The sequence below is a fragment of the Undibacterium hunanense genome (assembly GCF_014284335.1).
Taxonomy (GTDB): Bacteria; Pseudomonadota; Gammaproteobacteria; order Burkholderiales; family Burkholderiaceae_D; genus Undibacterium; species Undibacterium hunanense.
Map to the genome: position 1 here is coordinate 104,047 of NZ_JACOGF010000016.1, position 22,026 is coordinate 126,072.

23 protein-coding genes are annotated in these 22,026 nt (G+C 51.1%); 3 read left to right on the forward strand and 20 right to left on the reverse strand.

Annotated features, from left to right (window positions below; translation table 11 throughout):
• Positions 1–108 precede the first annotated feature (108 nt).
• The gene (locus H8L32_RS23785; RefSeq protein ID WP_186950104.1) at positions 109–366 is read left to right on the forward strand and encodes a hypothetical protein; all 258 of its coding nucleotides are present in this window, start codon (positions 109–111) and stop codon (positions 364–366) included.
• A gap of 201 nt (positions 367–567) precedes the next feature.
• On the opposite strand, the gene H8L32_RS23790 is transcribed toward H8L32_RS23785, so the two are convergent.
• The gene (locus tag H8L32_RS23790; RefSeq protein WP_186950106.1) at positions 568–1,542 is read right to left on the reverse strand and encodes an alpha/beta fold hydrolase; all 975 of its coding nucleotides are present in this window, start codon (positions 1,540–1,542) and stop codon (positions 568–570) included.
• A 214-nt stretch (positions 1,543–1,756) separates the two neighbouring features.
• On the opposite strand from H8L32_RS23790, the gene H8L32_RS23795 reads away from it, so the two are divergent.
• The gene (locus H8L32_RS23795; RefSeq protein WP_186950108.1) at positions 1,757–2,629 is read left to right on the forward strand and encodes a helix-turn-helix domain-containing protein; all 873 of its coding nucleotides are present in this window, start codon (positions 1,757–1,759) and stop codon (positions 2,627–2,629) included.
• A gap of 189 nt (positions 2,630–2,818) precedes the next feature.
• Here the strand turns inward: H8L32_RS23795 and H8L32_RS23800 are convergent, their stop codons facing one another.
• From H8L32_RS23800 to H8L32_RS23840, 9 genes are all read right to left on the reverse strand, one after another.
• Positions 2,819–3,547 (reverse strand): hypothetical protein, encoded by a 729-nt coding sequence (locus H8L32_RS23800; RefSeq protein WP_186950110.1) that lies wholly within the window; start codon positions 3,545–3,547, stop codon positions 2,819–2,821.
• A complete protein-coding gene (locus H8L32_RS23805) occupies positions 3,548–4,654 on the reverse strand; it encodes a hypothetical protein (protein WP_186950112.1) in 1,107 nt (368 codons plus the stop codon).
• Positions 4,651–6,906: a sensor histidine kinase gene (locus H8L32_RS23810; protein WP_186950114.1), complete on the reverse strand. Its 2,256-nt coding sequence runs from the start codon at positions 6,904–6,906 to the stop codon at positions 4,651–4,653. Before H8L32_RS23810 ends, H8L32_RS23805 begins: the two co-directional genes overlap by 4 nt.
• Before the next feature lie 10 nt (positions 6,907–6,916).
• On the reverse strand, positions 6,917–8,326 hold the full coding sequence (locus tag H8L32_RS23815) for an Eco57I restriction-modification methylase domain-containing protein (RefSeq protein ID WP_222619474.1): 1,410 nt from the start codon (positions 8,324–8,326) through the stop codon (positions 6,917–6,919).
• A gap of 251 nt (positions 8,327–8,577) precedes the next feature.
• A complete protein-coding gene (lipA, locus tag H8L32_RS23820; RefSeq protein ID WP_186950119.1) occupies positions 8,578–9,561 on the reverse strand; it encodes a lipoyl synthase in 984 nt (327 codons plus the stop codon).
• 22 nt (positions 9,562–9,583) lie between these two features.
• Complete coding sequence (gene lipB / locus H8L32_RS23825; RefSeq protein ID WP_186950120.1) at positions 9,584–10,249, reverse strand: lipoyl(octanoyl) transferase LipB; 666 nt, start codon at positions 10,247–10,249, stop codon at positions 9,584–9,586.
• An 83-nt stretch (positions 10,250–10,332) separates the two neighbouring features.
• Entirely contained in the window at positions 10,333–11,229 is an 897-nt protein-coding gene (locus H8L32_RS23830) for a PhzF family phenazine biosynthesis protein (RefSeq protein ID WP_186950122.1), read from the reverse strand.
• Between the two features lie 96 nt (positions 11,230–11,325).
• Entirely contained in the window at positions 11,326–11,877 is a 552-nt protein-coding gene (locus H8L32_RS23835; RefSeq protein WP_186950124.1) for a cysteine hydrolase family protein, read from the reverse strand.
• 55 nt (positions 11,878–11,932) lie between these two features.
• Positions 11,933–12,256 carry a DUF2917 domain-containing protein gene (locus H8L32_RS23840; RefSeq protein WP_186950126.1) on the reverse strand — a complete coding sequence of 108 codons (324 nt, stop codon included), beginning with the start codon at positions 12,254–12,256 and terminating at the stop codon, positions 11,933–11,935.
• A gap of 168 nt (positions 12,257–12,424) precedes the next feature.
• Between H8L32_RS23840 and gcvA the strand changes: the two genes are divergently transcribed.
• Complete coding sequence (gcvA, locus tag H8L32_RS23845) at positions 12,425–13,321, forward strand: transcriptional regulator GcvA (protein ID WP_186950128.1); 897 nt, start codon at positions 12,425–12,427, stop codon at positions 13,319–13,321.
• Positions 13,322–13,394: 73 nt separating this feature from the next.
• On the opposite strand, the gene H8L32_RS23850 is transcribed toward gcvA, so the two are convergent.
• From H8L32_RS23850 to H8L32_RS23895, 10 genes are all read right to left on the reverse strand, one after another.
• Positions 13,395–13,676, reverse strand: coding sequence for a DUF493 family protein (locus H8L32_RS23850; protein WP_408058962.1), 282 nt, complete (start codon positions 13,674–13,676; stop codon positions 13,395–13,397).
• Positions 13,677–13,911: 235 nt separating this feature from the next.
• Positions 13,912–14,757, reverse strand: coding sequence for a D-amino acid aminotransferase (locus H8L32_RS23855; RefSeq protein ID WP_186950130.1), 846 nt, complete (start codon positions 14,755–14,757; stop codon positions 13,912–13,914).
• A 161-nt stretch (positions 14,758–14,918) separates the two neighbouring features.
• On the reverse strand, positions 14,919–16,067 hold the full coding sequence (locus H8L32_RS23860) for a D-alanyl-D-alanine carboxypeptidase family protein (RefSeq protein ID WP_186950131.1): 1,149 nt from the start codon (positions 16,065–16,067) through the stop codon (positions 14,919–14,921).
• Positions 16,068–16,157: 90 nt separating this feature from the next.
• Complete coding sequence (locus H8L32_RS23865; protein ID WP_186950133.1) at positions 16,158–16,808, reverse strand: alpha/beta hydrolase; 651 nt, start codon at positions 16,806–16,808, stop codon at positions 16,158–16,160.
• A 5-nt stretch (positions 16,809–16,813) separates the two neighbouring features.
• Positions 16,814–17,131, reverse strand: coding sequence for a (2Fe-2S) ferredoxin domain-containing protein (locus H8L32_RS23870; RefSeq protein ID WP_186950135.1), 318 nt, complete (start codon positions 17,129–17,131; stop codon positions 16,814–16,816).
• 130 nt (positions 17,132–17,261) lie between these two features.
• Positions 17,262–18,413: a VanZ family protein gene (locus tag H8L32_RS23875; protein ID WP_186950137.1), complete on the reverse strand. Its 1,152-nt coding sequence runs from the start codon at positions 18,411–18,413 to the stop codon at positions 17,262–17,264.
• Between the two features lie 16 nt (positions 18,414–18,429).
• Positions 18,430–19,053, reverse strand: coding sequence for an ABC-type transport auxiliary lipoprotein family protein (locus tag H8L32_RS23880; protein WP_186950139.1), 624 nt, complete (start codon positions 19,051–19,053; stop codon positions 18,430–18,432).
• A gap of 10 nt (positions 19,054–19,063) precedes the next feature.
• On the reverse strand, positions 19,064–20,014 hold the full coding sequence (locus H8L32_RS23885; RefSeq protein ID WP_186950141.1) for an MlaD family protein: 951 nt from the start codon (positions 20,012–20,014) through the stop codon (positions 19,064–19,066).
• Positions 20,015–20,017: 3 nt separating this feature from the next.
• The gene (locus H8L32_RS23890; protein ID WP_186950143.1) at positions 20,018–20,809 is read right to left on the reverse strand and encodes an ABC transporter ATP-binding protein; all 792 of its coding nucleotides are present in this window, start codon (positions 20,807–20,809) and stop codon (positions 20,018–20,020) included.
• Positions 20,809–21,933, reverse strand: coding sequence for an ABC transporter permease (locus tag H8L32_RS23895; RefSeq protein ID WP_186950145.1), 1,125 nt, complete (start codon positions 21,931–21,933; stop codon positions 20,809–20,811). The genes H8L32_RS23890 and H8L32_RS23895 overlap by 1 nt, the downstream gene beginning before the upstream one ends.
• Positions 21,934–22,026 lie beyond the last annotated feature (93 nt).

A 22,026-nucleotide genomic window follows, 5' to 3' on the forward strand; every position in this document is an offset into this window, starting at 1 on the left:
CCCCAGCTTATCAAAAAGTACTCATGGCAACGCTATATCCGTCCAGTGATGGCTAACGCGAAGAGAACAATTGAAATGGTGCAATAAGTTAATTGAAAGGTGATTCAAATGACTAAGCTAACTGATCCCCCCCTGAAAAATACGCTGATCGAGTATTTGAATAGCATAGATTCAAATGCCAATATGCTGGAATTTCATAAAACCGACCCTGTTGTTGCAATGACTAATTTTGGCTTGAGCAACGTAGAGCAGGCCGCATTATTGTCTGGTAACAGAGTTGTTGTTGCCACTGTCGTTGGAATTTCGACTGATGCCGGGATTGCGCTTGATTCCATCGAGATCTTCCCGAACCCGAATCCTGTATAGATACTAGCGCTACAAAAAGCGTGGCGTTATTAAAGTCACGGGCGGCTAGCCAGGCAATTGCACGCGCTTCATCACAGCGACGGCTACGCTCGCAGATGATGCGCTAGGGTATAGCCTGTCACCTGCGCAGTTGCCTCCGGCAATGATTGCTGCTGGCATCTGCTTATGACTGCGACGTGCCAGTGCCGGGGGATGTAATCATCACACTCCCCACAGACGCCTTGCTTCTTCCGCAATCTCATCCGGAAACTCTTCCTGAAAAAATAGCTTCCCTTCTGGTACCACACGTATGCCGCGTGACTGTGGAAATAAGCGGTCAAGGTAATCTGCATCAGTCAGCGAAAACAGCGTGTCGCTGCCACCCCATACGATCTTGACGGGGATGCGGCTGCGCTTGAGTTCTGCTTCCACACCCGCCAATGGGTTGGGTTCCAGCGCCAGGTGAAAAGCATGGTATTGCTGGCGACGTAGCGGCGAGCTGACCAGCGGCGTGACGTAATAAGCGATGTTGGCGTCGCTAAACACGGCCGGGTTGTGGAACACCGCAGCACCAAAGCTGGCGCGTGCCTGCTTGCCGTCGATTAACCATCTGGCGGTTTCGTCGGCCAGGGTACCGGCGCGTGCCATATTGATGGCTGGCAGCACACCTGCCGGCGGGCTGTCTGGTTCCACGTCGCAGTTTGTCAGCAACATGCTGCGCACGCGTTGTGGATGGTGCACGGCAAATAGTTGTGCCACTGCACCACCACTGTCGCTGGCCACGATATCAACTGCGCCGACCTGCAGGTGATCCAGCAAACTGATCAACATCCCCAACTGGGCATCGGCTGCCAGCAATTGTTGCGCGGGTACCTGTGTATAACCCAGCCCCATGAAGTCAGGCGCGATACAGCGGCGGTAAGGCGACAGCCTGTCTATCGCGCCACGCCACTGGAATCCATTCAGCGGTGCACCGTGCAAGAACAACGCAGCATCACCCTGGCCGCGTTCTACATAAGCGATTTTGCCAAAGGGCAAATTGGCAAAGCGGCGCATTGCAGCAAATGCGGCAGCGTCCGTCGTCTGCTGCAGTTTGCTCTGTTCAGCCGCTCTGGCCAACGCCGGTATTGCCAATGCCGTCGCAACACCGCTGGCGATGAGCGCAGGGGTAATTTGCAAAAAAAGCCGTCTTTTCATTTCAGTCTCCTGATGGGGTTTGTTAGTGGCCTGTAACAGTGAAGACGATGCTAGCAACATTACTTTGTCACGGCGCGCACAAACAGCCGAACCTGAGCACAGACGGATGATTTGCGCTACATTAGTGTTTCTAAAGTGGCCCGGCGTTATTGAGCGAATCAGTGACTCTGAGCATCTAGTCAGGACACTTAGGTATGCATACTTAGAGGGCGCGATGACCAGACCTGCATGCTATCCCCACCCACCGCCAGCACTGCTCAACAGCGCCGGCAGCCATGATCTGCCGCTGCTCGATGTGCTGACTTCACCAGTACCAGTTGGCCTGTTCAATTCCCCTGTCGATGCCCGCCATGTACTCTGCCTGCATCTGGGGGACCCTGTGCCCGTGTCTTATGGCGCTGGCCGGTATGAACGCCAGGGCGTGCGCCTGCACGGCCAGTTCTGTGTCGTGCCTGGTGGTTCCAGCACACGCTGGACACTGACCCGGCCCGCCACATCCTTGCTGCTGCGCCTGTCGCCGCAAATAGTCAACGACACCGCCGAAGCCATGAACCTGGGCAGGCAAAATACCCTGCTGGCGCCAGCCATACACATACGTGACCCACAGATAGAGCGCATAGGCTGGATGATGCAGGCCGAAGACCACGACGCCTATCCAGGCGGCCGTATTTTTGCCGACAGCCTGGCCGTCGCACTGGCTGCCCGCCTGTTTGCCGTGCAGTCACGCAAGCCATCAACCGACCCGGTAGCTGGCCGCAGCTTGCCAGCCTGGCGGCTGCGCCATGTCATCGATTATGTAGAGGCACATCTGGATAGCGACCTCAGCCTCACCGAACTCGCCGTGGTGGCTGGCTTCAGCCTGTCACACTTCAAGTCACTGTTCCGGCAGGCTACAGGCATGCCCGTACACCGCTACGTCATGGAACGCAGCCTGCACCGCGCACGCCAGCTCATGGCGGAAGGCAAACAAAGCATGACAGACATCGCCATGGAAACAGGCTTCACCCACCCCAGCCACCTTACCCGCAGCATGCGGCGCGTGTTGGGTTTGAGTCCGGCGGAAATTCGGGGTGATTATTTATCGTAATTTGATGCAGGCAGATATGAGTATCTTGCAGATGGGGGCAAGCATGAATGCTGGGTGCCCATACTTTTCGCTTATAAATTTAGAGAGTGATTCGGTTTGCTGGCCCGTCAGCGTAGAAATGTATATTGACGTTTTCACGCACGAATAAGTCACAATTAAAGGATCGAATTGGGTGTGTATATTTTTAAACTAAGATTGTACCGTTGCTGTGATAGGGTACCAATCTAGAGCGTGAAACGGATTTCCGGCCATCATTTTTTCTGCAAAGGTCGGTGGTGCAGATTTCAGGTCCATTGGAATCAACGAGCGATTGACCAACTTAAGAAAATTTTGAAAATGTTGATCAGGATCACTTGGATCAATTGCGTGGTCCGCAATTACCATGAGAACAGCTGAGAAAATGTCCATTTGAGCGGTTGGGATTCTAAGTGTTCTGATTTCGTTATACTGCTCTGGATACTCTGGTAGCGCGAATTCTTTTTTCCAGGAAAAGAACCTCTCCCCCGCCTTAAGTTTTGGTTGTGCATGAAATATGGGATGGTTGAATTGCTTTTCGTTGTCGTGAAAATCGAAATGAAAACCACACATTGGGGTCAAGTTTTTCGTTGGATTGTTCATATCTTTCATACGGCAAAAACTTATTTCAGTGTTGTACTTTAGTAAAACTGGTTTTTTTTCAGCCATACCTCCTAGAAGTTTCCCGACAACAAAAATATTTTCAGTTTTTTTGGCTGACTTTGGCATCTGCCGCATACCTACGAAGCTAGCCATTAGATGATATTCATCGTTTTCTTTTGCTTCGTATATTGATATTCCAGAAAAGTCGACTTCAGGACAAACTTTTTTTAGAAGCCCTTTAGTGCTAGAATTGAACTCGTTTAGTAGACGTTCCAAAGATGAAGTGAATGCTCGAGACATTTAGATCCCCATCATTGGCGCAACTGAATCATATAATTCCGTGTCAATACGACTAAGGTCCGCACCCTCGGGTATCCAACTCAGCCTACCAACGGAGGCTGCTAGCGAAATTGGCTCTCTGCGAACCAGGCAATAGAAGCCCGCAGGCGAATTTTTAGTAACGCAGCAAATTGAAGGATTCGCTTGAATACTTTTCTTACTCAGATACTCGACGCCGTCTTCACAATCTGCATCTACGAGAAGTTGGTCTAATTCTGTACGCCACCAATAGCCTGCTGTTCCGCTAAATGGTCCAATGTATTTTGCAGTAGAAAAATGATTGCTATGATTCGTAAAATCGACCTGACTTAGATTTACGTATGAGGCAGATGCGACTTCGTTGAGGAGGACACCAGGAAAAGGCAACACATAATTGTGTAGCCAACAGCCCAATACAAATGGCATGCGTTTTTCCATTTGCAAGTATGCTTCTTTTTGATTATTTGCATCAAGATGATCTATGACATCACTAGCTAACGTAGGGCCGGTTGCGTAGCGAGAAAAAAATGTAACCATTCCTGGTCGTTCGAGGACTGAGGATACAATTGAAGCTGGGCCTGCTTTTTTTATCTCGTCAGAAACACTGTTAAATGCTGTTAGCAATGTTTCAAAACCATCCGCAACGGCTAATATTTTCGCTGCTGCGGTGTCAATATTGGAGATATCAATTGAAATTGCAAATGATCGAGTTTGACTATAAATACCTCGGAGTTCCTGGGCTGATGTTGATGTACCAGGTTTTCGATGATACGTGCATATAGGGATAGAAGATTGCTTACATGCTTCTGTCAAAGTGCTTTCAGAAACCCGTACTTCATTGAATGCAGATAGATCATGATCGGCGACAATCATTGCCAAGTTTGTCTCAGCTAGTATAACTCTCCGCCAAACATCTTCATCCGCGTTTGAGACAAGTTTCTGCGCGTCAAATTGAGATTGCCATTTTCCCTGAACTTTTTCTTTTTCCCAAATTTCGATCTCATATTTATTAGTGCTTAGATGTGTTAATGCATTTTGTAATTGCAGTTGCAAACTTGGGTTGTCGTCAATTATGATTATTTTTTTCATTTTTGTTCCAATGGTAGTTCTACACGAAAACAGGTACTGAAACCAACTGGCGGCTCAGTTAGAAAAATGCGTCCTTTCCTGGCTTCGACCACTTTTTTTACTAGAGGTAAGCCCAATCCCATACCTGAGCCGAGAGGATTGTTTTCTGAAGATGTTGTTGTGTACAATGGGTCCCAAATGCGGTTTTCGACGTCGGGAGAAATTCCTGGGCCGTTATCCAGTATCTGCAGTATGTGTTTCCCCTTCTCATTCCAAGCTTGAATACAAATCAATTTTTCTGCTTGTGGTTGCACGAGCAGGACCTTTAACGCATTTGTAAAAAGGTTGTGGACAATTCCTTGATACATCGCGACCGGGATAAGAGGTGCTACTAGAGTTTTATTAATCTCAGAAGTATCAACTTCAACATGGCGCTCTTTCTGGAACTTACTGAATGTAGAAATTACGTGCTGAAGTACTGGTAAAACACGATAGGGTTTTACTGAGTCAAGATGTAAGTTTGTTACAAACAATCTCGTATAGTCAATGTAACCTGTGAAATATTGTATGGACTCGTCTATCGATTTAGCATGGCCCAATAGCTCAACGTCTTTTTTAGCAAGACCTCGAATTATTTTGGCCGCGCCCTCTAGATTCATCAATGCTGCCTGAAATTCGTGTGTCATGAAACCTGCTACAACTCCCAATAGGCTCATTGTTTCAAGTCCCTCGCGGGCTGAGCGGTCATATTCATCTAAATTATCGATGTCACGTCGGACTTTAGTATAGTGGCCGACGATTCGCTCTTTATCTTCTCTGTTAAGGCTTTGAGAACTCTTTATTTCTTTAATTACCGCATCAATTTCTTTTTGCTTGACTAGGTACCGTTCATTTCTTGCTCGTGCTTCGTCTTCAAGTTGAATTTTTTTATCTGCTAAAGAGATTATTTCAACAGCGAATCGAGCAACATTTTGAAGCCCGCGAAATCCCTTATTCGAACTAAACCCTTGCCTATCCATGCTAGGACTTAATATTTCATCGTCATCGACATTGCCTGGATTCGTTTCAATAAAAACAGCGCCAACAGTTTGATAATTGGTCGGTAAACTTACCATTGGATTTCGCTTGGGTTGGCTGGCATCAATCGGATCCATTGGGAAATATTTTTCCGTTATCGTGGAACGCCATTTCCTTTCGTTATGTGCAGTGTCGTGATCGAGTTGAAGCCAATCGTCATCCCCGGTTCCATATGGTCTAATATGAAACCCATGATCGAACACTTTTATACCAGAATTTTTTCTTACCCAACTCCATGCATCTTTTCCATTGAAGTCTGCTTTTTTTGCAAAAACACCAGCTCTCTTTGGAAAGTATCTTATATCCGCATATACGCGACATCCAATAGAGTTTGAAACTTTGACCCGCCTTTTTATATATTCACCCTCGCGGTTAGCGTGATAAACATGCACAGTTAAGTAGCCATTGTTCAAATCAACGGTTGTACGGGCAACAAAATTACTTAGTACTAGAGCGGCAAGAGGCTCTTGAGCTTCGGCTTCATTTGGTTCGTCACCAAAAAGAACATTGAACCCTGGATCTTCATTTCTTTTACCATCCCGCGCGAGATAATCCTTGATTTCATCTGGGGCGTCGTTAATAAAAGCATATACTGGTGAAGCTATACTTAAAACGCCACTTTTAACCGCATAAAGCTCCTTGTCTGCAATTGCGACCCGTAATTCAGATATGGTCAATGTTGTCCCAATCGGTTCTTTGCTCGAATTTAGTTCGTAGGGAACCTTTAATGACAAAATGTTGTTGCTTTCGTCGAGTTTTGTCCAGTCGAAAATAGCGGTAAGTTTTTCCTTTTTTCCTTGTTCGTTTATAGCAACAGACTCAAGTTTTAATTTTCTGCCCAAGAATCTAACAGCAAAGCGGCCTACTCCTTTTGATCCGGTTAATTTGCGGCCGAATTTTTCCGAATGTGGCATGTCTGCTTTATTTCCAGTAGCTATTCGCATCCATTTGTTTTTGAATGCGTCGTACGACATGCCTGTACCAGTATCTTTGATTACGATTTGATCTTCGCTGACTGTAATTCGGCATTCGCCTGCATCAGCATCGTAAGCATTCTTAATTAATTCCGTTAGCGCTACTTCTGCATTGCTAACAAGGCGTTCGCCGAGTTCTTTTAAGATGCGGCTCTCGATGCTAAACTGCACGAATTTTTCTTTATCTTCGGGCACAAATTTTTTCAGCGTAGCTTTAGCCATAAAATACTCTCTATAGAGTCTCAACCATGTCACAGACGATTTTATTCATCTGACCAACTTCTATTTTTTTCAATCGCCCTGAATGTGCTACAACTCCAGACTGGAAATTGAGAGTTGAAAGTGCTTTGACAAGATTAGGGCGTTGTTTACTTTTTACGTTGTGAATGCCTTGAACTGTTCCAACCGCGACTGCAGAAACTTTATTTTCAAAAAATTTTGGACCAGTTCCAACGAACGCGGAGGAATAAATAATATCCGCTGGTTGATGTGGTTTCGCTTTCCACCATACCTCACGAATATTGCAAGTATAGTTATTTCGCATGGAGTCCGGGATAGAATTCAAGTACCCCATTAATGCTGTAGAAGGAGTATCCCAAGTATTGAGTAACCAACAACGCTTCCCCGCCTCGACATAGTATTTGTTAAATCTAAATTCCGTTAAAGATTGGAATTCCTCTGGAAGGTGTTTTAACGACGTAACACAAGGGACAACATCTTTTCCAATTTGAAGTCGATTGTGAATTCTTTGTCCTTCAGTTAAACAAAAAATGTTTTGCCCGCCGGGACTTAGGCCTCTTTGTGCGAAACAAGAGTCGCCGCGCCGCACATACTCAAACACTTCTGCGTCGCCAGATGCGTATGTTTGACGTTCACTTTGAAATGACGGATCCATCTTGTGATATCGCCATGCACCATCTTTTTTAGATTTATCAATAATCGTAAAAGAAGCGGTAGTCATTACTCCATCAAATATATCCTCGGTGAATCTATAGACATCTACATCCCATCCATTTGATTCAATAAATTTTCTAATTGGAGCCGCAGAAGGGCGAGATACCCATTCAAACGGTATGACTAACGCTATTAGGCCGTTCTCATGAGTTGCTACAAGTGCCTTACATAAAAAAAGCAGAAAGGCGTTCGAACGGCCGTCCACACGAAATTGCAAATCATTTTCGAGAGTATTGGCAACTCTTTTAAACCAATTTTTATTGATGTCATGATGACGAACAAATGGTGGATTGCCGATACATAAGTCGAATCCGCCTTCAGATACTCCAAAAGCACATTCATTTTTTAATTTAACATTTTTGCCAAATGAATTTGGAGAAAACCGCTTTTCGTCGATCTCAAATCCTACGTATTTCTTAAAAGTCCCATAAGACGAGAATCTGCCGTCACCTGCTCCGAAATCGACTACTGTGCTAATCGTGTTCCTTTTTGTGTGAACAATTTTCCATAGTGCCTCAACAAACTCATGTGGGGTGTCGACCTGGCACTTAGCAAGATATTCGTCAGAGTTAACTGTTTCGTCCGCAAAATGAGACGTAGCAGTTGTTTTTTGTTCGACTTCTGAAATGAATCGCATTTTTTCTTTTTTTTGCAGTGATAATTTTATGCGGATAGACAATGAGATCAAAGTTGCAACTTATTGCTTATGGCTATGATTTTAACTTACATATAGAATTGATTAAACTCTTTGGTAGTACAAGATTGAGTGACGATATTATATTATTGGCAAATCAAAAAATGTTTAAAAAAGAACAATCATTATTCAAACATTAGCGATTTTTCCTGAGTTTTTAAGTTTGTGGGCTTAAAAAACGAGATACATATAAAAGCGGCCCATTATCTTGAAAATAATGAGCCGTTCTCTTTGTACTTCTATCCTTAAATCCTCAAATCCGTCCCCACTCCATGCGCCTGCTGATCTGCATGGTAGCTTGACCTTACCATTGCTCCCACTGCCGCATGGGCGAAGCCCATTTTGTAGGCTTCTTCTTCGTACATCTTGAAGACATCCGGGTGGACATAGCGGCGTACTGGCAAGTGGTGGCCACTTGGGGCCAGGTACTGGCCTATGGTCAGCATGTCGACGTTGTGGGCGCGCATGTCGCGCATGACTTGCAGGACTTCTTCATCGGTTTCACCCAGGCCGACCATGATGCCGGATTTGGTCGGGGTGTTAGGGTGTTGTTCCTTGAAGCGTTTCAGCAGGTTCAGTGAATATTCATAGTCGGAACCGGGGCGTGCTTCCTTGTACAGGCGCGGTGCGGTTTCCAGGTTGTGGTTCATCACGTCTGGCGGTGCCATGTTCAAAATTTCCAGCGCGCGGTCCATGCGGCCACGGAAATCCGGGGTCAGGATTTCTATGCGTGTCATGGGGGATAGTTCGCGGACGCGGGTAATGCACTCGGCAAAGTGGGCAGCGCCACCGTCGCGTAAGTCATCGCGGTCAACGGAGGTGATGACGACATAGCTGAGTTTTAAGGCAGCGATGGTTTTTGCGAGGTTGGCTGGTTCATCCACGTCCAGCGGGTCCGGGCGGCCATGGCCGACGTCGCAGAAAGGGCAACGGCGGGTGCATTTGTCACCCATGATCATGAAAGTGGCCGTGCCTTTGCCAAAACATTCGCCGATATTCGGGCAGGATGCTTCTTCGCAGACTGTCACCAGTTTGTTGGCGCGCAGGATGTCTTTGATTTCATAAAAGCGGGTAGTGGGTGAACCGGCTTTGACGCGTATCCAGTCTGGCTTGGGCAATCTTTCCATCGGGATGATCTTGATGGGGATGCGCGCTGTCTTGCTTGCTCCTTTTTGTTTCTCGGTAGGATCGTAAGCAGCGGTGGCGACGGGTGTGTTTTCGGTTGTCATGGTATGAAGCGATGTCGAAAAATCAGGAGGCAGTCAAAAGATCTTGCAAATTCTGTGCGAGTGCGGTCTGGACCTGGTGCAGCGGCATGGGCACGCCCAGGGTGTTCATGTCTACCGTCGTCAGGCCTGCATAGCCGCAGGGGTTAATCCAGGAAAACGGTGTCAAATCCATATCCACATTCAATGATACGCCATGGTAGGTGCAGCCATTGCCACGCACTTTCAGGCCCAGGGCGGCGATCTTGGCGCCTTGCCACTGGCCGTTGCTGACATAGATGCCGGGCGCGCCTTCCTTGCGTTCACCAGCCAGATTATACGCTGCCAGGGTATTGATGACCGCCTGTTCTATCTTGTGGACGAATTCACGCGCAAATAAACGGGCCTTGGGGTGGCTGCGGCGCAAGTCCATCAGCAGGTAAATCACGACCTGACCGGGGCCATGGTAGGTGACTTCACCACCACGGTCAGTTTGCACCACGGGGATGTCATGGGCGGCCAGCACGTGCGACTGGTCAGCCCCCAGGCCCAGGGTATAGACGGGCGGGTGTTCAACAATCCAGAATTCATTGGGCGTGTTTTCCGTGCGGGCATCCGTAAAGGCGCGCATGGCATCAAAAGTGAGCTGGTAAGGCTCAATGCCGCGGTGGATGATGCGGGGAATAACAGATGGCGAGATGGCTGCTTGCATAGGCCGCTAGTGTAACATTTTGCGCCACGAAGTTCTTTGCTTGTGAAAATGGCATGATCTGGCGCAAAACTCAGGTGACTTGCTTACAAATCAATGTTGAGGGTTTTTTCTACCCTGGCCCTGCCGCCCGCCATCAGGCTATGGATTTCACCCTGCCTGATGTCCAGGTCGACATGGATGAGGCTCGGTGAGGCAGGCTGCATCAGGTAACCCTGTTCTATCTGCAAGCCAGGTTCGGCTTGTTGAAAAGCCGTGTACAACAGGCTGGCCAGTGGGCCGGCTGCCATGCCGGTTGCTGCTTCTTCGTCTATGCCATAGCGTGGCGCAAACATGCGAGTGCTGGCGGCGTGGCCGGTATCTTGCGCTTCCAGGGTAAACGGGTAAAAGCCGATCAGGTCAAATTCTTCGCTGATGTCGTTGATGATTGCCTGCTGCGGCTGTATCCGTGACAGGTGCTCGCGGCTGTTGATGGGAATCAGCAAAAAGCTGTTGCCGGTATTGACGATGGTGGGGACTTGTCCGGGTATTAAATCCTCGGTGCTGAGGCCCATGCTTTTCAGTATGCGGTCATAGGCAGCGGTATATTGATGGTCATCGGCAGCAATGGGTTGAAAGCGTGGTGCCTTCTGTTGCATGAAGGCCATGTCAGCCTTGATCAATATGTCACGATTGCCATCGATGGTTTCTTTGCTGCTCATGCCTTCGCCGACCATATCCAATGCACGCAGCAGCGAAAAAGTGGCGACCGTGGCATGGCCGCAGTGGGCGATTTGCCGGTTGGGGGTAAAGAATTCCAGCTTGAAGGCCGCACTGTCCGATTGCGAGACGAAGGCAGTTTCTGACAGCCCCACTGATTTTGCGATGTGTAATTTCTGCTCTACAGTATATTGGTCCGCATTCAGCACGACGCCAGCCGGGTTACCGCCTGCATTGTTATGGGTAAAGGCGTGAACTACGTGGACTTGTACAGATCCAGTCATGGCATTTCCAAATGAAGGTAGTCGGGAATGATTCTGGAACTCATTCCATAAACAGGGATGAGTTCTGGGGTAGTTGTCTATTGTATCCGGGGCGAATTACGCTTGCAGTGCAATGATGTCTGCCGTGTTCTTTACCGTGCAGAATTCATTGTGCAGGCTGGCCAGATGGATGCGGTGTATTTCTTCTGCCGGGATCAGTACGCCATCGACATCGGCGCGATCAAAGGTGGCGCAGGCATCTGCGGCCAGTGTGACTTCAAAGCCCAGGTTGCCTGCCATGCGTGTCGAGGTGGATACGCAGTGATCTGTCGTCAGACCAGCGATGACCAGTCGTTTGATGTTTTTGACATGCAGATAGGCTTCCAGCTCGGTACCGATAAAGGCGCTGTTGACCTTTTTGGTAAAGATGGCTTCACCAGCCAGCGGGTGTGCCAGTGACTTGAATTCATAACCGGCTTGCCCGGCACGCAGAGGCGAATCCGGTTCTTGCGATTGATGGCGCACATGGATGACGGTTTGCTCACGTTCACGCCAGTGCTGAAGCAGGGCAGCTATGTACTGCTCGGCAGCAGGATTATTGCGCTGGCCCCACTTGGGGTCATCGAAACCTTGCTGTACGTCGATCAGTACTAAGGCTGCATGCTTCATATCGGGGGCCTGTGCGGGTTCCTGAGTATTTGTCTGACTTCGCTTATTTCGCTAATCAGGCAAATACCTGGCTCAGTTTGCGTGTCAGTTTTTGCAGATAGCCGCCAGCCAGGAAATCCTGGTTTTTCATCGAAATCACGCTCGATACAGCGGACAATTCGATCAGGCTGGCTTGCTGTTCTGCTTCAATCACCACCAACTGATTTGCTGGGATGACCATGGATTCACCGGCGGCCAGCCAGAAATCGTCCTGGTTGCCAGCAATAGTCAGCCACACGCGGCCACATGCCACTTCGATTTTACGGGCTGTTTCCGAATGGCCAGACAAGGTGTTGCCAGCGGCTATCGTGTATGATGGGTTTGCGAAATTATTTGTCATTTCCATGCTCCTGTATTTACTGCCTGAAATGCGCTGCAATCCAAATATTCTTGCTAAGCTTATGTAAAATATGATTTGTTGCACCGCGATGAAAGCATTGTAGTCTGCTGCATTCAGGAAATAAAACGAGTAATTTTTGATTGTCTTGCTAATTCTATTCACATCAACATGGATTTTCGGCGATTACCCAATTTAGCAGCCCTGCGCGCCTTCGAGGCAGCTGCCAGGCATGAAAATTTCTCCCGTGCGGCAGACGAAATCCATCTGACCCACGGTGCCATCAGCCATCAGGTGCGGGCGCTGGAAGAAGAACTGGGTGTGGCCCTGTTCATCCGCAACGGCAAGCGTATTTCCATCACGCCAGACGGCGAACAGTTTGCTGCCACCATACGCCAGGCCTTGCAAGACCTGGGCGACGCGGCTGAACTACTGAAAACCCGCAACAAGCAAAAACGCCTGGGCATCACGTCCCTGCCTTCCTTTGCTGCCCGCTGGCTGTCACCGCGTCTCGGTCGTTTCATCGAGCATTTCCCGGATCTGGAGGTCAGTCTGCAATCCAGTAACCACCTGACAGATTACGCAAGGGAATCAATCGACATAGGCATACGCTTCGGGCTGGGTAATTATCCGGGTATGGTCAGCGAATTATTGATGGGTGATTATTACTACCCGGTTGCCAGCCCTTATTTCCATGGTGGGCAGTTACCGCGTACACCGGCAGAGCTGGCCAGAATGCAGTTGCTGCGCTGTGATGGCGAACCCTGGGAACCCTGGTTTCGTGCAGCCGGCCTGGATAATGAAGAACCTACCGGCGGTTTGGTGTTTCAGGATTCATCGATGCTGGCGCGGGCGGCGGTGGACGGGCAGGGCATTGCACTGGGGCGGCATATTATTGTGCAGTCAGATATCAAGGCGGGTTTGCTGCAACGCCTGTTCACCATCGATATTCCCTGCGAGGTAGCGTATTACCTTGTGTACCCGCCGAATGCCTTGCTGAAACCACAAGTAAAAGCCTTCAGGGAATGGCTGCTGAATGAAATTGCGGAAGAGAGCAGGCAGATGTAGTGCGGCGGCAGGAATGACAGGGTGTGCTCTGTTTGCCAGCCTGTGCTGGCAAACAGCTTCACGTCTTACGGTCTTACAGTACGATCTTCACCATCGGGTGAGAAGACAGTTCACGGTACAGATTGTCGAGTTGTTCACGGCTGGTAGCGCGTACTGTCACTGTAACGGACAGGTAAGCGCCCTTGCTGGATGGTCGCATTTCAACTTTGCCTGCATGAAACGTCGGATCATGGATAGTCACCACGTCTACCATGGTCTGGGCGAAGTCATCGTGCATCGGGCCCATGATCTTGATCGGAAAATCGCTGGGATATTCGATCAGACTTTCTTCGGGGGGGATGGGTCTCATTTCCATAATGCGTCCATATATTCAAAATAACGTAATGTCAGTATATGGGGTCTTGGCCCTGTTTTCCAATAGAGTTGGTGGCCCTTGTGTACGGTGACAGGATGATAACCCTGGAGAGCAGGTAGTAAAGACAATGGCGCATGTCGGGGTTTGGACAGGATGGGCCTTGCATTCCATGCAATAGGCCATTCATGCAGTTATTGCATGAACGGGTTCTTAATCAGACTATCTATGTACAGTATCAGGCTGCTTTGGCAACTTGATAAGCCGCATACAGCTTGTGATAAACGGCACCAGGTTTGCCGTCACCAATGGACTTATCGTCCAGTTTCACTACTGCCAGCACTTCCTTGGTGGCGGATGACAGCATGACTTCATCGGCGGCGAAGACTTCTTCGCGGGTAATACGGCGGGCTTCCAGTTTGATGTTGTGAGCGGCGCACAGTTCTTCGATGAGGCCGTAGCGTATGCCTTCCAGTATCAGATTGTCTTTTGGCGGGCCCATCAGCACGCCGTCTTTGACTATCCACACATTTGATGCGGATGCTTCGGTCAGGTAACCGTCACGGAACTGTATGCTTTCGGCCACGCCTTCTTCTGCCGCATTTTGTGCCGCCAGCACATTGCCCAGCAATGAGATGGACTTGATTTCACAACGCAACCAGCGTTTGTCTTCCATGGATACACAGGCAACCCCGTTTTCGCGTGCCGCCGCAGTCGGCAGTACGATGGGGTTGGTCATGATGAAGACCGTAGGTGTCACATCTTTGGGGAAGGCATGCGCACGTTTGGCCACGCCACGGGTAACTTGCAGGTACACCATCTGGTCATCTGCTTCATGCGCGGCCATGACCCTGGCGATCAGTTCCAGCCATTCTTCCTTGCTATGCGGATTGGTAATGCCTATGGATGCCAGGCTGCGGAACAGGCGGGCCAGATGCTGGTCAGCACGGAACATTTTGCGCTGATACACAGGGATGACTTCATAGATGCCATCGCCAAAAATAAAGCCACGGTCCAGGACCGGGATCTTGGCTTCGGACAGCGGCGTCATTTCGCCATTCAGGTATACCAGGGGATCATTCATGATGTCTGCGTGAGTGAAGAAGAGAAGAACTTATTTTCACACAGAATCGCACCAGGGTTTATGCAATTAACGCATACAAGCATAGCCAGGGTTTATGCGCGGCCTGCAATATTGCAGGGCCGCACATGAGGGAAGGGTAAGGGGAGGGGTATCGCGCCAGCTTACTTGAACATCAGGCGTATCGAATCCCAGGCGCGGCCAAAGATGCTGGCCTGGTTGACCTGTTCCAGCGCCATTACCGGAAATTCGGCAACGGGTTTGCCATCCAGCATCATTTTTACGCTGCCGACCTTGCTGTTGATTGCGATGGGGGCCACCAGCGGGTCTTTGCGTTCCAGTGCCGGTTTCAGCTTGGCGGCTGCGCCTTTGGGCAAAGTCACATACAGGTCACGGTCGAAACCGATCTTGATCTGTGCCTGCGTGCCTTTCCATACTTCCGGCGTGGCGATAGCCTGGCCTTTTTCGTACAGCTTCAGGGTGTCAAAGTTGAGGTAACCCCAGTTCAGCAGTTTCAGGCTTTCCTGCGCACGCACCTGGTCGCTGTCGGTACCGATGACGACAGAAATCAGACGACGTGTGCCGGTGCCATTCGGACGGCTGGCAGAAGAAATCAGGCTATAGCCACCGCTGGAGGTGTGGCCGGTTTTCATGCCGTCTACGCTAGGGTCCAGCCACAACAGGCGGTTGCGGTTGGGTTGGGTGATCTTGTTATAGGTAAAGCTTTTGGTCGAGTAATAGGTTTTATAAAAATCGGGATAATCGATAATCAGGCGCGCTGCCAGGGTGGACAGGTCCTGGGCTGTCGAATAATTGTCCTTGCTGGGCAAACCATGCGGATTGGCAAAGCGGGTCGCTTTCAAACCCATGCGTTCGGCTTCGCGGTTCATCTGCACGACGAAGGCTTCTTCGCTACCGGCCACGGTTTCGGCCAGGGCGACAGCGGCATCATTGCCGGACTGTACGATCAGGCCATACAGCAAATCATTGATGGTGACGGGCTTGTTGGGCTCGATAAACATTTTGGAGCTGCTGCCATCGACCTTCCAGGCGCGGGTAGAGACATTGATGCTCTGGTTCAGGTCCAGTTTCTTGTCCTTCAGGGCAGCGAACACCAGGTAAGCGGTCATGATCTTGGTCAGCGATGCTGGCTCTACGCTCATGCTTGGTTCTTGCGCGGCGATCACCTGATTACTGGTGGCGTCAAGCAAAAGCCAGGATTTGGAAGCGATCGTCGGCGCAGGCAGGGTTTGTGCGACCGCAGCTGTCATGGTCAGCAGCGATACGGCAATAGAAGCGAGGAATTTTTTCATTGGGTAGCTAGTAAAACAAGGGGTGACAAAAAACAAATAAGCTACATCTTCACCAGACTGGCTGGCGAGATGGATCTGGTAAAGACATCATCAGGCTTTATCCCACGTGCTGGTGATGAGTTGTTTGATATGGTGCAGGCGACGGTGAAAGAAATGGTCGGCACCGGGTATCACGGTGACAGGTATGTCTTGCGGACGCAGCCAGTCCAGTACCGCACTCAGGGGAATCGTATCGTCCAGCTCGCCATGAACCAGAATGGTATTGGCAGGTATCAGCGGCATATCCCATTTACCGGCAGCCGCACCGACCAGCGCCAGGCGTTCTGCGGGCTGGCCGCTTTCTTGCGGGCGCTCTTGCAGGCGTTGTTGCAGGCGGGCCTGGACAAAGGTGCCAAAGGAAAACCCGGCCAGTGCCAGCGGCAGGCCAGGGAAGCGGACGCGCATGGCCTTAAGCAATAATTCCATGTCATCGGTTTCACCCAGACCGGCATCGTAAGTACCTGCGGACTGGTCAACACCACGGAAATTCATGCGTACCGCCGCATAACCCAGGCCGGTAAAAGTTCGCGCCAGGGTCTGGGCGACTTTATTGTCCATGGTGCCGCCATACAGCGGGTGCGGATGGGCTACCAGGGCCAGGCCAACAGGGCTGGTATGGGTTTCAGGATCAGGCAGGTCCAGTGCGCATTGCAATTGTCCTGCTGCGCCCTGTATAAAAAAGTGTTCGGTTTGGGCATTCATGGGATTCAGATCTTCAGACGTTCGACGACACCGCCGCCTATCAGGTCAACATCAATGATTTCATCAATGTCGCTTTGATCAACAAAGGTATACCAGGTGCCTTGCGGATAGACCACCAGCACCGGGCCTTCTTCGCAACGGTCCAGGCAGCCAGCCTTGTTGATGCGGATTTTGCCGTGACCATTCATGTCCAGCTGCTTGACGCGACGTTTTGCATGTTCCTGTGCTGCCTGCGCGCCACGGTCGGCACAGCATGGGCGGCCATCTTCACGCTGGTTCATGCAGAAGAAGACATGCTTTTGAAAATAGAGAGCTTCAGACATAGATTATTCAGCCTGCGGGCCATGCAACCTGAGCTTACCTGAGGGTAATTTGAGATTGCGCCGCCGGATGGCAGTAGTTGAAGCCCACTATGATACTGCAATTGCGCAGGCAGGGGCAGGAAGCCGCGCTTCAGGTGCTGGCTGGCTTGCGCAACAAGGCCCAGATTGCGAGAAAAGGCCAGAACACGGACAGGAACTGGGCTGCACCATTAAAGTTCAGAAACTTGCCCTGCACCCAGGTCTGCATGGTGGCCGCGAAGTAGGGGTTGTCAGACACCAGATTCAATACGATTAGCGAAATCGTCAGCAATACCAGCGCCAGCCTTTTCTGTACATGCGCAGGCGCAAAAGAAAAGCCGTACAGCATGATGATACTGAGTACCAGGCCACCACGCGCGCCTGGGGTCAGCCAGGCAAATGCATATTCAGGCTTGAACAGCAGGGCGCTGGCCAGCGATTTGATGATCAGTGCACCCAACAATAACAGGGTCGCCAGCACGGATTTGGGCGCATGCCGGTTCAGTATGCTAAGGCAGATCAGCAGCGCACCGGTGCAACTACAGGCCGTTATGATAGCTTCGGACATCAGGTATTCATCCGCACTGGGCTCGAAACCCTGTAGCAGGAAATTGCTGATATCAATATCGATGTCCATCATTTCACTCAGGCTTTGTGAAATGACGGGCAGGATTTGCCCCAGGCCGAACAGATAGGCTTGCGGATAAATCTGTGCCATGGTCCACAGGCCCAGCACCAGGATTTCGCGGCTGGATTCCTTATACGTCCATTGCTTGCGCAAGAGTTGCAGACGGCCTTTTTCCAGTATTAGCGGGGTCAGCAGGGCGCCCAGTATGGCACCCAGCATGGCACCGGATGCATTGGTCAGAAAATCCAGCAAGGAAGTCACGCGGCTGGGCAAGAAAAATTGCACCACTTCTGCCGTAGCCGACACCAGGATACCGCCCAGAGTGGCAAGCAGCGCCGCCCACCAGCGGGTGACCAGTGGATACAGCGCAAACACGATCAATATGCCAAAGGGAATATAGCCGACCACATTGATGGCCGCGTCAAAGCCCGACCAATACCTTGGCCATTGCTGAATGACATCCGGCAGGGCTGCCCAGTTATTGGCTTGCCATCCGGTGAACGGATACCAGCTGGCATACACGATCAAAAACAGGTAAGCCGCCAGACTCACCCTGGCAAAGGGCGAGCTGTGCTGTGAGCTGACCGCGTCGGCGTCAGCATTGACTGAAGCATCGGCTGAAGGGCTGGGCTGCATACGCTAGAGCTTGGACTTAATTCAGGGGCAGGCTTTTGATCCAGGTTTGCAAGGCATCAATGCTGGCATCGGCAGCTTCCTGCATGGCTTTGGCACCACTGGGTGCGTCGGCACTGGCCGCAGCCACCTTTTGCTGGAAGCTCTTTTGTGCCAGCAATTGACGGCCTTTGACCAGACTGGCACGCAGACTGATTTGCGCATGACTTTGGGATGTGCTGCTGAAGATTTGTGAAAACTCTTCCAGTTCTATGCGCAATACCGGGAACGGCGACGCCGCCTCAGTACTGACCATGACATCATTGCCCTGGCTGGCCAGGCGGGTTTTCAGACGCTGTGCCAGCAATTGTGCAGGCGGCATGCTCCAGCGGTGCTGGGAATAGGCTTTGAGTTGCTGGACGTTGTCGTATTGCAGGCGATACAACATGGCATTGCTTTCCAGTGCTGCCGGGACGGTAATCTCCGCCAGGCTGAATTGCAGCTTGCCAGATACAGGGGCAGCCGGGGTTTCCGCCAGCCAGGGGCCAAAGTCATATTGCTGCCGCTGTGCGACAGGGGTAGTGGAACAGGCAGACAGGATGGCGAACAGTCCGAGCATCGCGCCCAGGCGTGCAAGCTGTTGGTACAGGTATTGATGGTTCATGCGAATTCCTTTATTTGGGGGCGACAAAGCCGGGCTCGCCGGGGCCGGGTGTCTGTACCGGTGGGCCAAACAGCAGACTCTGCGGCCGGTCATTGAGGCTTTCTGATACCCGATTGATGGAACGCATGGTCGCCCGCGTTTCAGTAGTCAGCGTCTGCACGCGTGGCAGAGTATCGATGATCAGGCTGTCACTGACCCTGTCCATGGCCTGGTTGAAGCGTGCCAACGGGCCATCGGCTGCCTGCAGGTTGCTGGCAAACTGGTTCAGGTTATTGCTGAGTTTGCTGGCGTCGGTTGCCAGCACGTTGACAGATTTCAAGGTGGCTTTGGCCTGTTCTGCCAGTTCTGGCAGACGTGCCAGGGTAGGGTCAAACTTCTCGGGTAAGGCCTTCCAGGCAGCCGATGCTTTACCGAAATTGTCGATGGCGGTCATCAGTGATTTCTGGTTGTCGGGATCAAACAATTTGTTCAGGCGGCGTGTCAGTTCTTCGGTTTGGGTGAGGATGGCCTGGCCACGCTGTTCCAGATTTTGCATCATGCCCGGGCGCATCGGTATGCGCGGCGGCGCATCAGCGTTGACTTCTGCGCCATCGGCAACCAGCAATTGTTTGGAGCTGCCGTCATCGTCGAGTTGCACGAAAGCAATCCCGGTCACGCCCTGATAACCCAGGGTGGCAAAGGTGGAACTGGTGACCGGCGCATCGGGAATGATTTCCAGTCGCAAAATGATTTGCCCGGGGTTCTTGTCATCAAAATCGATGTCGGTGACATTGCCAACCTTGATGCCTTTATAGCGCACCGCGGCTTGCAGGTTCAGGCCGGATACCGCCGTCTTGGTGACGACTTCATACGGTACCCGTTTGATTTTGTCGCGCCCCAGCCAGATTGCCAGTACCGTCGCCAGTACCAGCAGGGCAATGGTAAAGAAGCCGGCCATGAGCGCATGAGATCTGTTTTCCATAGCTTACATTTCCTGATGCGGGGTTGGTGACAGCACTTCCATGGCGCGCTGACCGCGTCCACCAAGAAAGAAACTGTTGATGAATGGATGTTTAAATGCCAGCACTTCCTGCGGCGTACCGATGGTGACTACGCGTTTTTCTGCCAGCACGGCAATCCGGTTGGACAGGGCAAACAGGCTGTCCAGGTCATGCGTCACCATGATGACGGTCAGGCGCAATTGCTGGTGCAGCGATAATATCAGTTCTACAAAACTGTCCGACCGGTCCGGATCCAGCCCGGCAGTGGGCTCATCCAGGAACAGCAGTTCCGGCTCGAGCGCCAGCGCCCGCGCCAAGGCAATCCGTTTGATCATGCCGCCGGACAGGTCAGACGGCATCTTGCGCGCATGTTCAAAGGCAATATCGACCATATGCAGTTTCAGGTAGACCAGATCCGTGATCAGGTCTTCTGACAGGGTACCCAGTTCACGCATGGGCTGGGCAACATTGTCAAATACGCTCATGGCAGAATACAGGGCACCATGCTGGAACAGCATACCGGAACGCTTGCGCAGGTAATCAAGATGGCGTGCCTGCGGTGCATGCAGGTCTTCGCCAAATACCTTGATGTTGCCTCGAGTCGGCACTTCCAGCCCCAGCATTTGCCGCATCAGCACCGTCTTGCCCGAACCCGAACCACCGACGATGGATAAAATCTCGCCGCGCCTGACTTGCAGTTCCAGTTGATCATGAATAACGGCACGACCAAACTGGGTACGCAAATCACGGATTTCAATGATATGTTCTCGTGTCATCAATAGCCCGTCTTGCTGAAGATGATGGCAAATACGGCATCGGCAATGATGACGACGGTAATGGCCACCACCACGGAATTGGTGGTGCCACGACCCAGGCTTTCGGTATTCGGTTCTATCCGCAAGCCATAGTGGCAGGCGATCAGGGCAATCAGCATGCCAAAGCTCACACCTTTGAGCAGGCCTATCCAGTAATTGAGAAGTGGTACCGCTTCCGGTAATTTATAGATAAAGAATTCGGGTGACATGCCCAGCAGCGCTTGCGCGGATATCATACCGCCGGCCAGCGCCATGACATCGGTCCAGATCACCAGCAGCGGCATGGCGATGGCCAGCGCCAGTACTTTTGGCATGATCAGGCGAAAGCCGTGGGGTATGCCCATGACGCTCATGGCATCCAGTTCTTCCGTCACCCGCATGACACCAAGCTGTGCCGTAATCGCCGAACCCGAGCGGCCCGCCACCAGAATGGCTGCCAGCATGGGCCCCAGCTCGCGGATGATACTCATGCCAAGGATATTGACGATATACAGGTCACCACCAAAGGTACGCAATTGTTGCGCTGACAAATACGACAATACCACGCCAATCAAAATGCCGACCAGTGCAGTGATGCCCAGCGCCTGGGCACCAGTGCGGTAGATGTTGGCTGATAATTCTTTCCACGGCCCTTTGAGCGGGTGCCGGATAAAGCGCCATATATCCAGCATTAACTGGCCGAGCAGCGCAGTAAAGCTGTGCAAATGGTTGAGCAGGCCCAGCATTTGTGCGCCCAGTTGCATGGTGCGTGTCAGGCGTGGTTTGGCTGAACCGGGGATATTGATCCTGCTTACCTGTTCCAGCCTGATAAACAAACCCTCATGTGCACTTTGCACCGTGAGTTGTCGTGGCCTTTGCTTGCCCCAGGCGCGCCACAACATTTGTGCACCTATGTGATCGAGGCTGCTGATTTGCGACAAATCCCAGTGCAGGTCTTTTTGCTGCGCTGCCTTGTTGAGCAGCGCGCTGATTTCATGCATGGTTGCCCTGCCTGACAGGGCATGCACCAGCCAGGCACCTGCCACGATGGCGGTCGGCTGTTGCTGGTGAGTAAATTGCAGGGTGGGCGCGATCTCATGTGGCATAGCGCAAGTGTAAGTGACAAAGTGTATTTGCTGCAATGAAAGCCAGCGAAAGCCAGTGAAGCCAGTAGCGCAGCGCCGGCGATTGCATCAGAC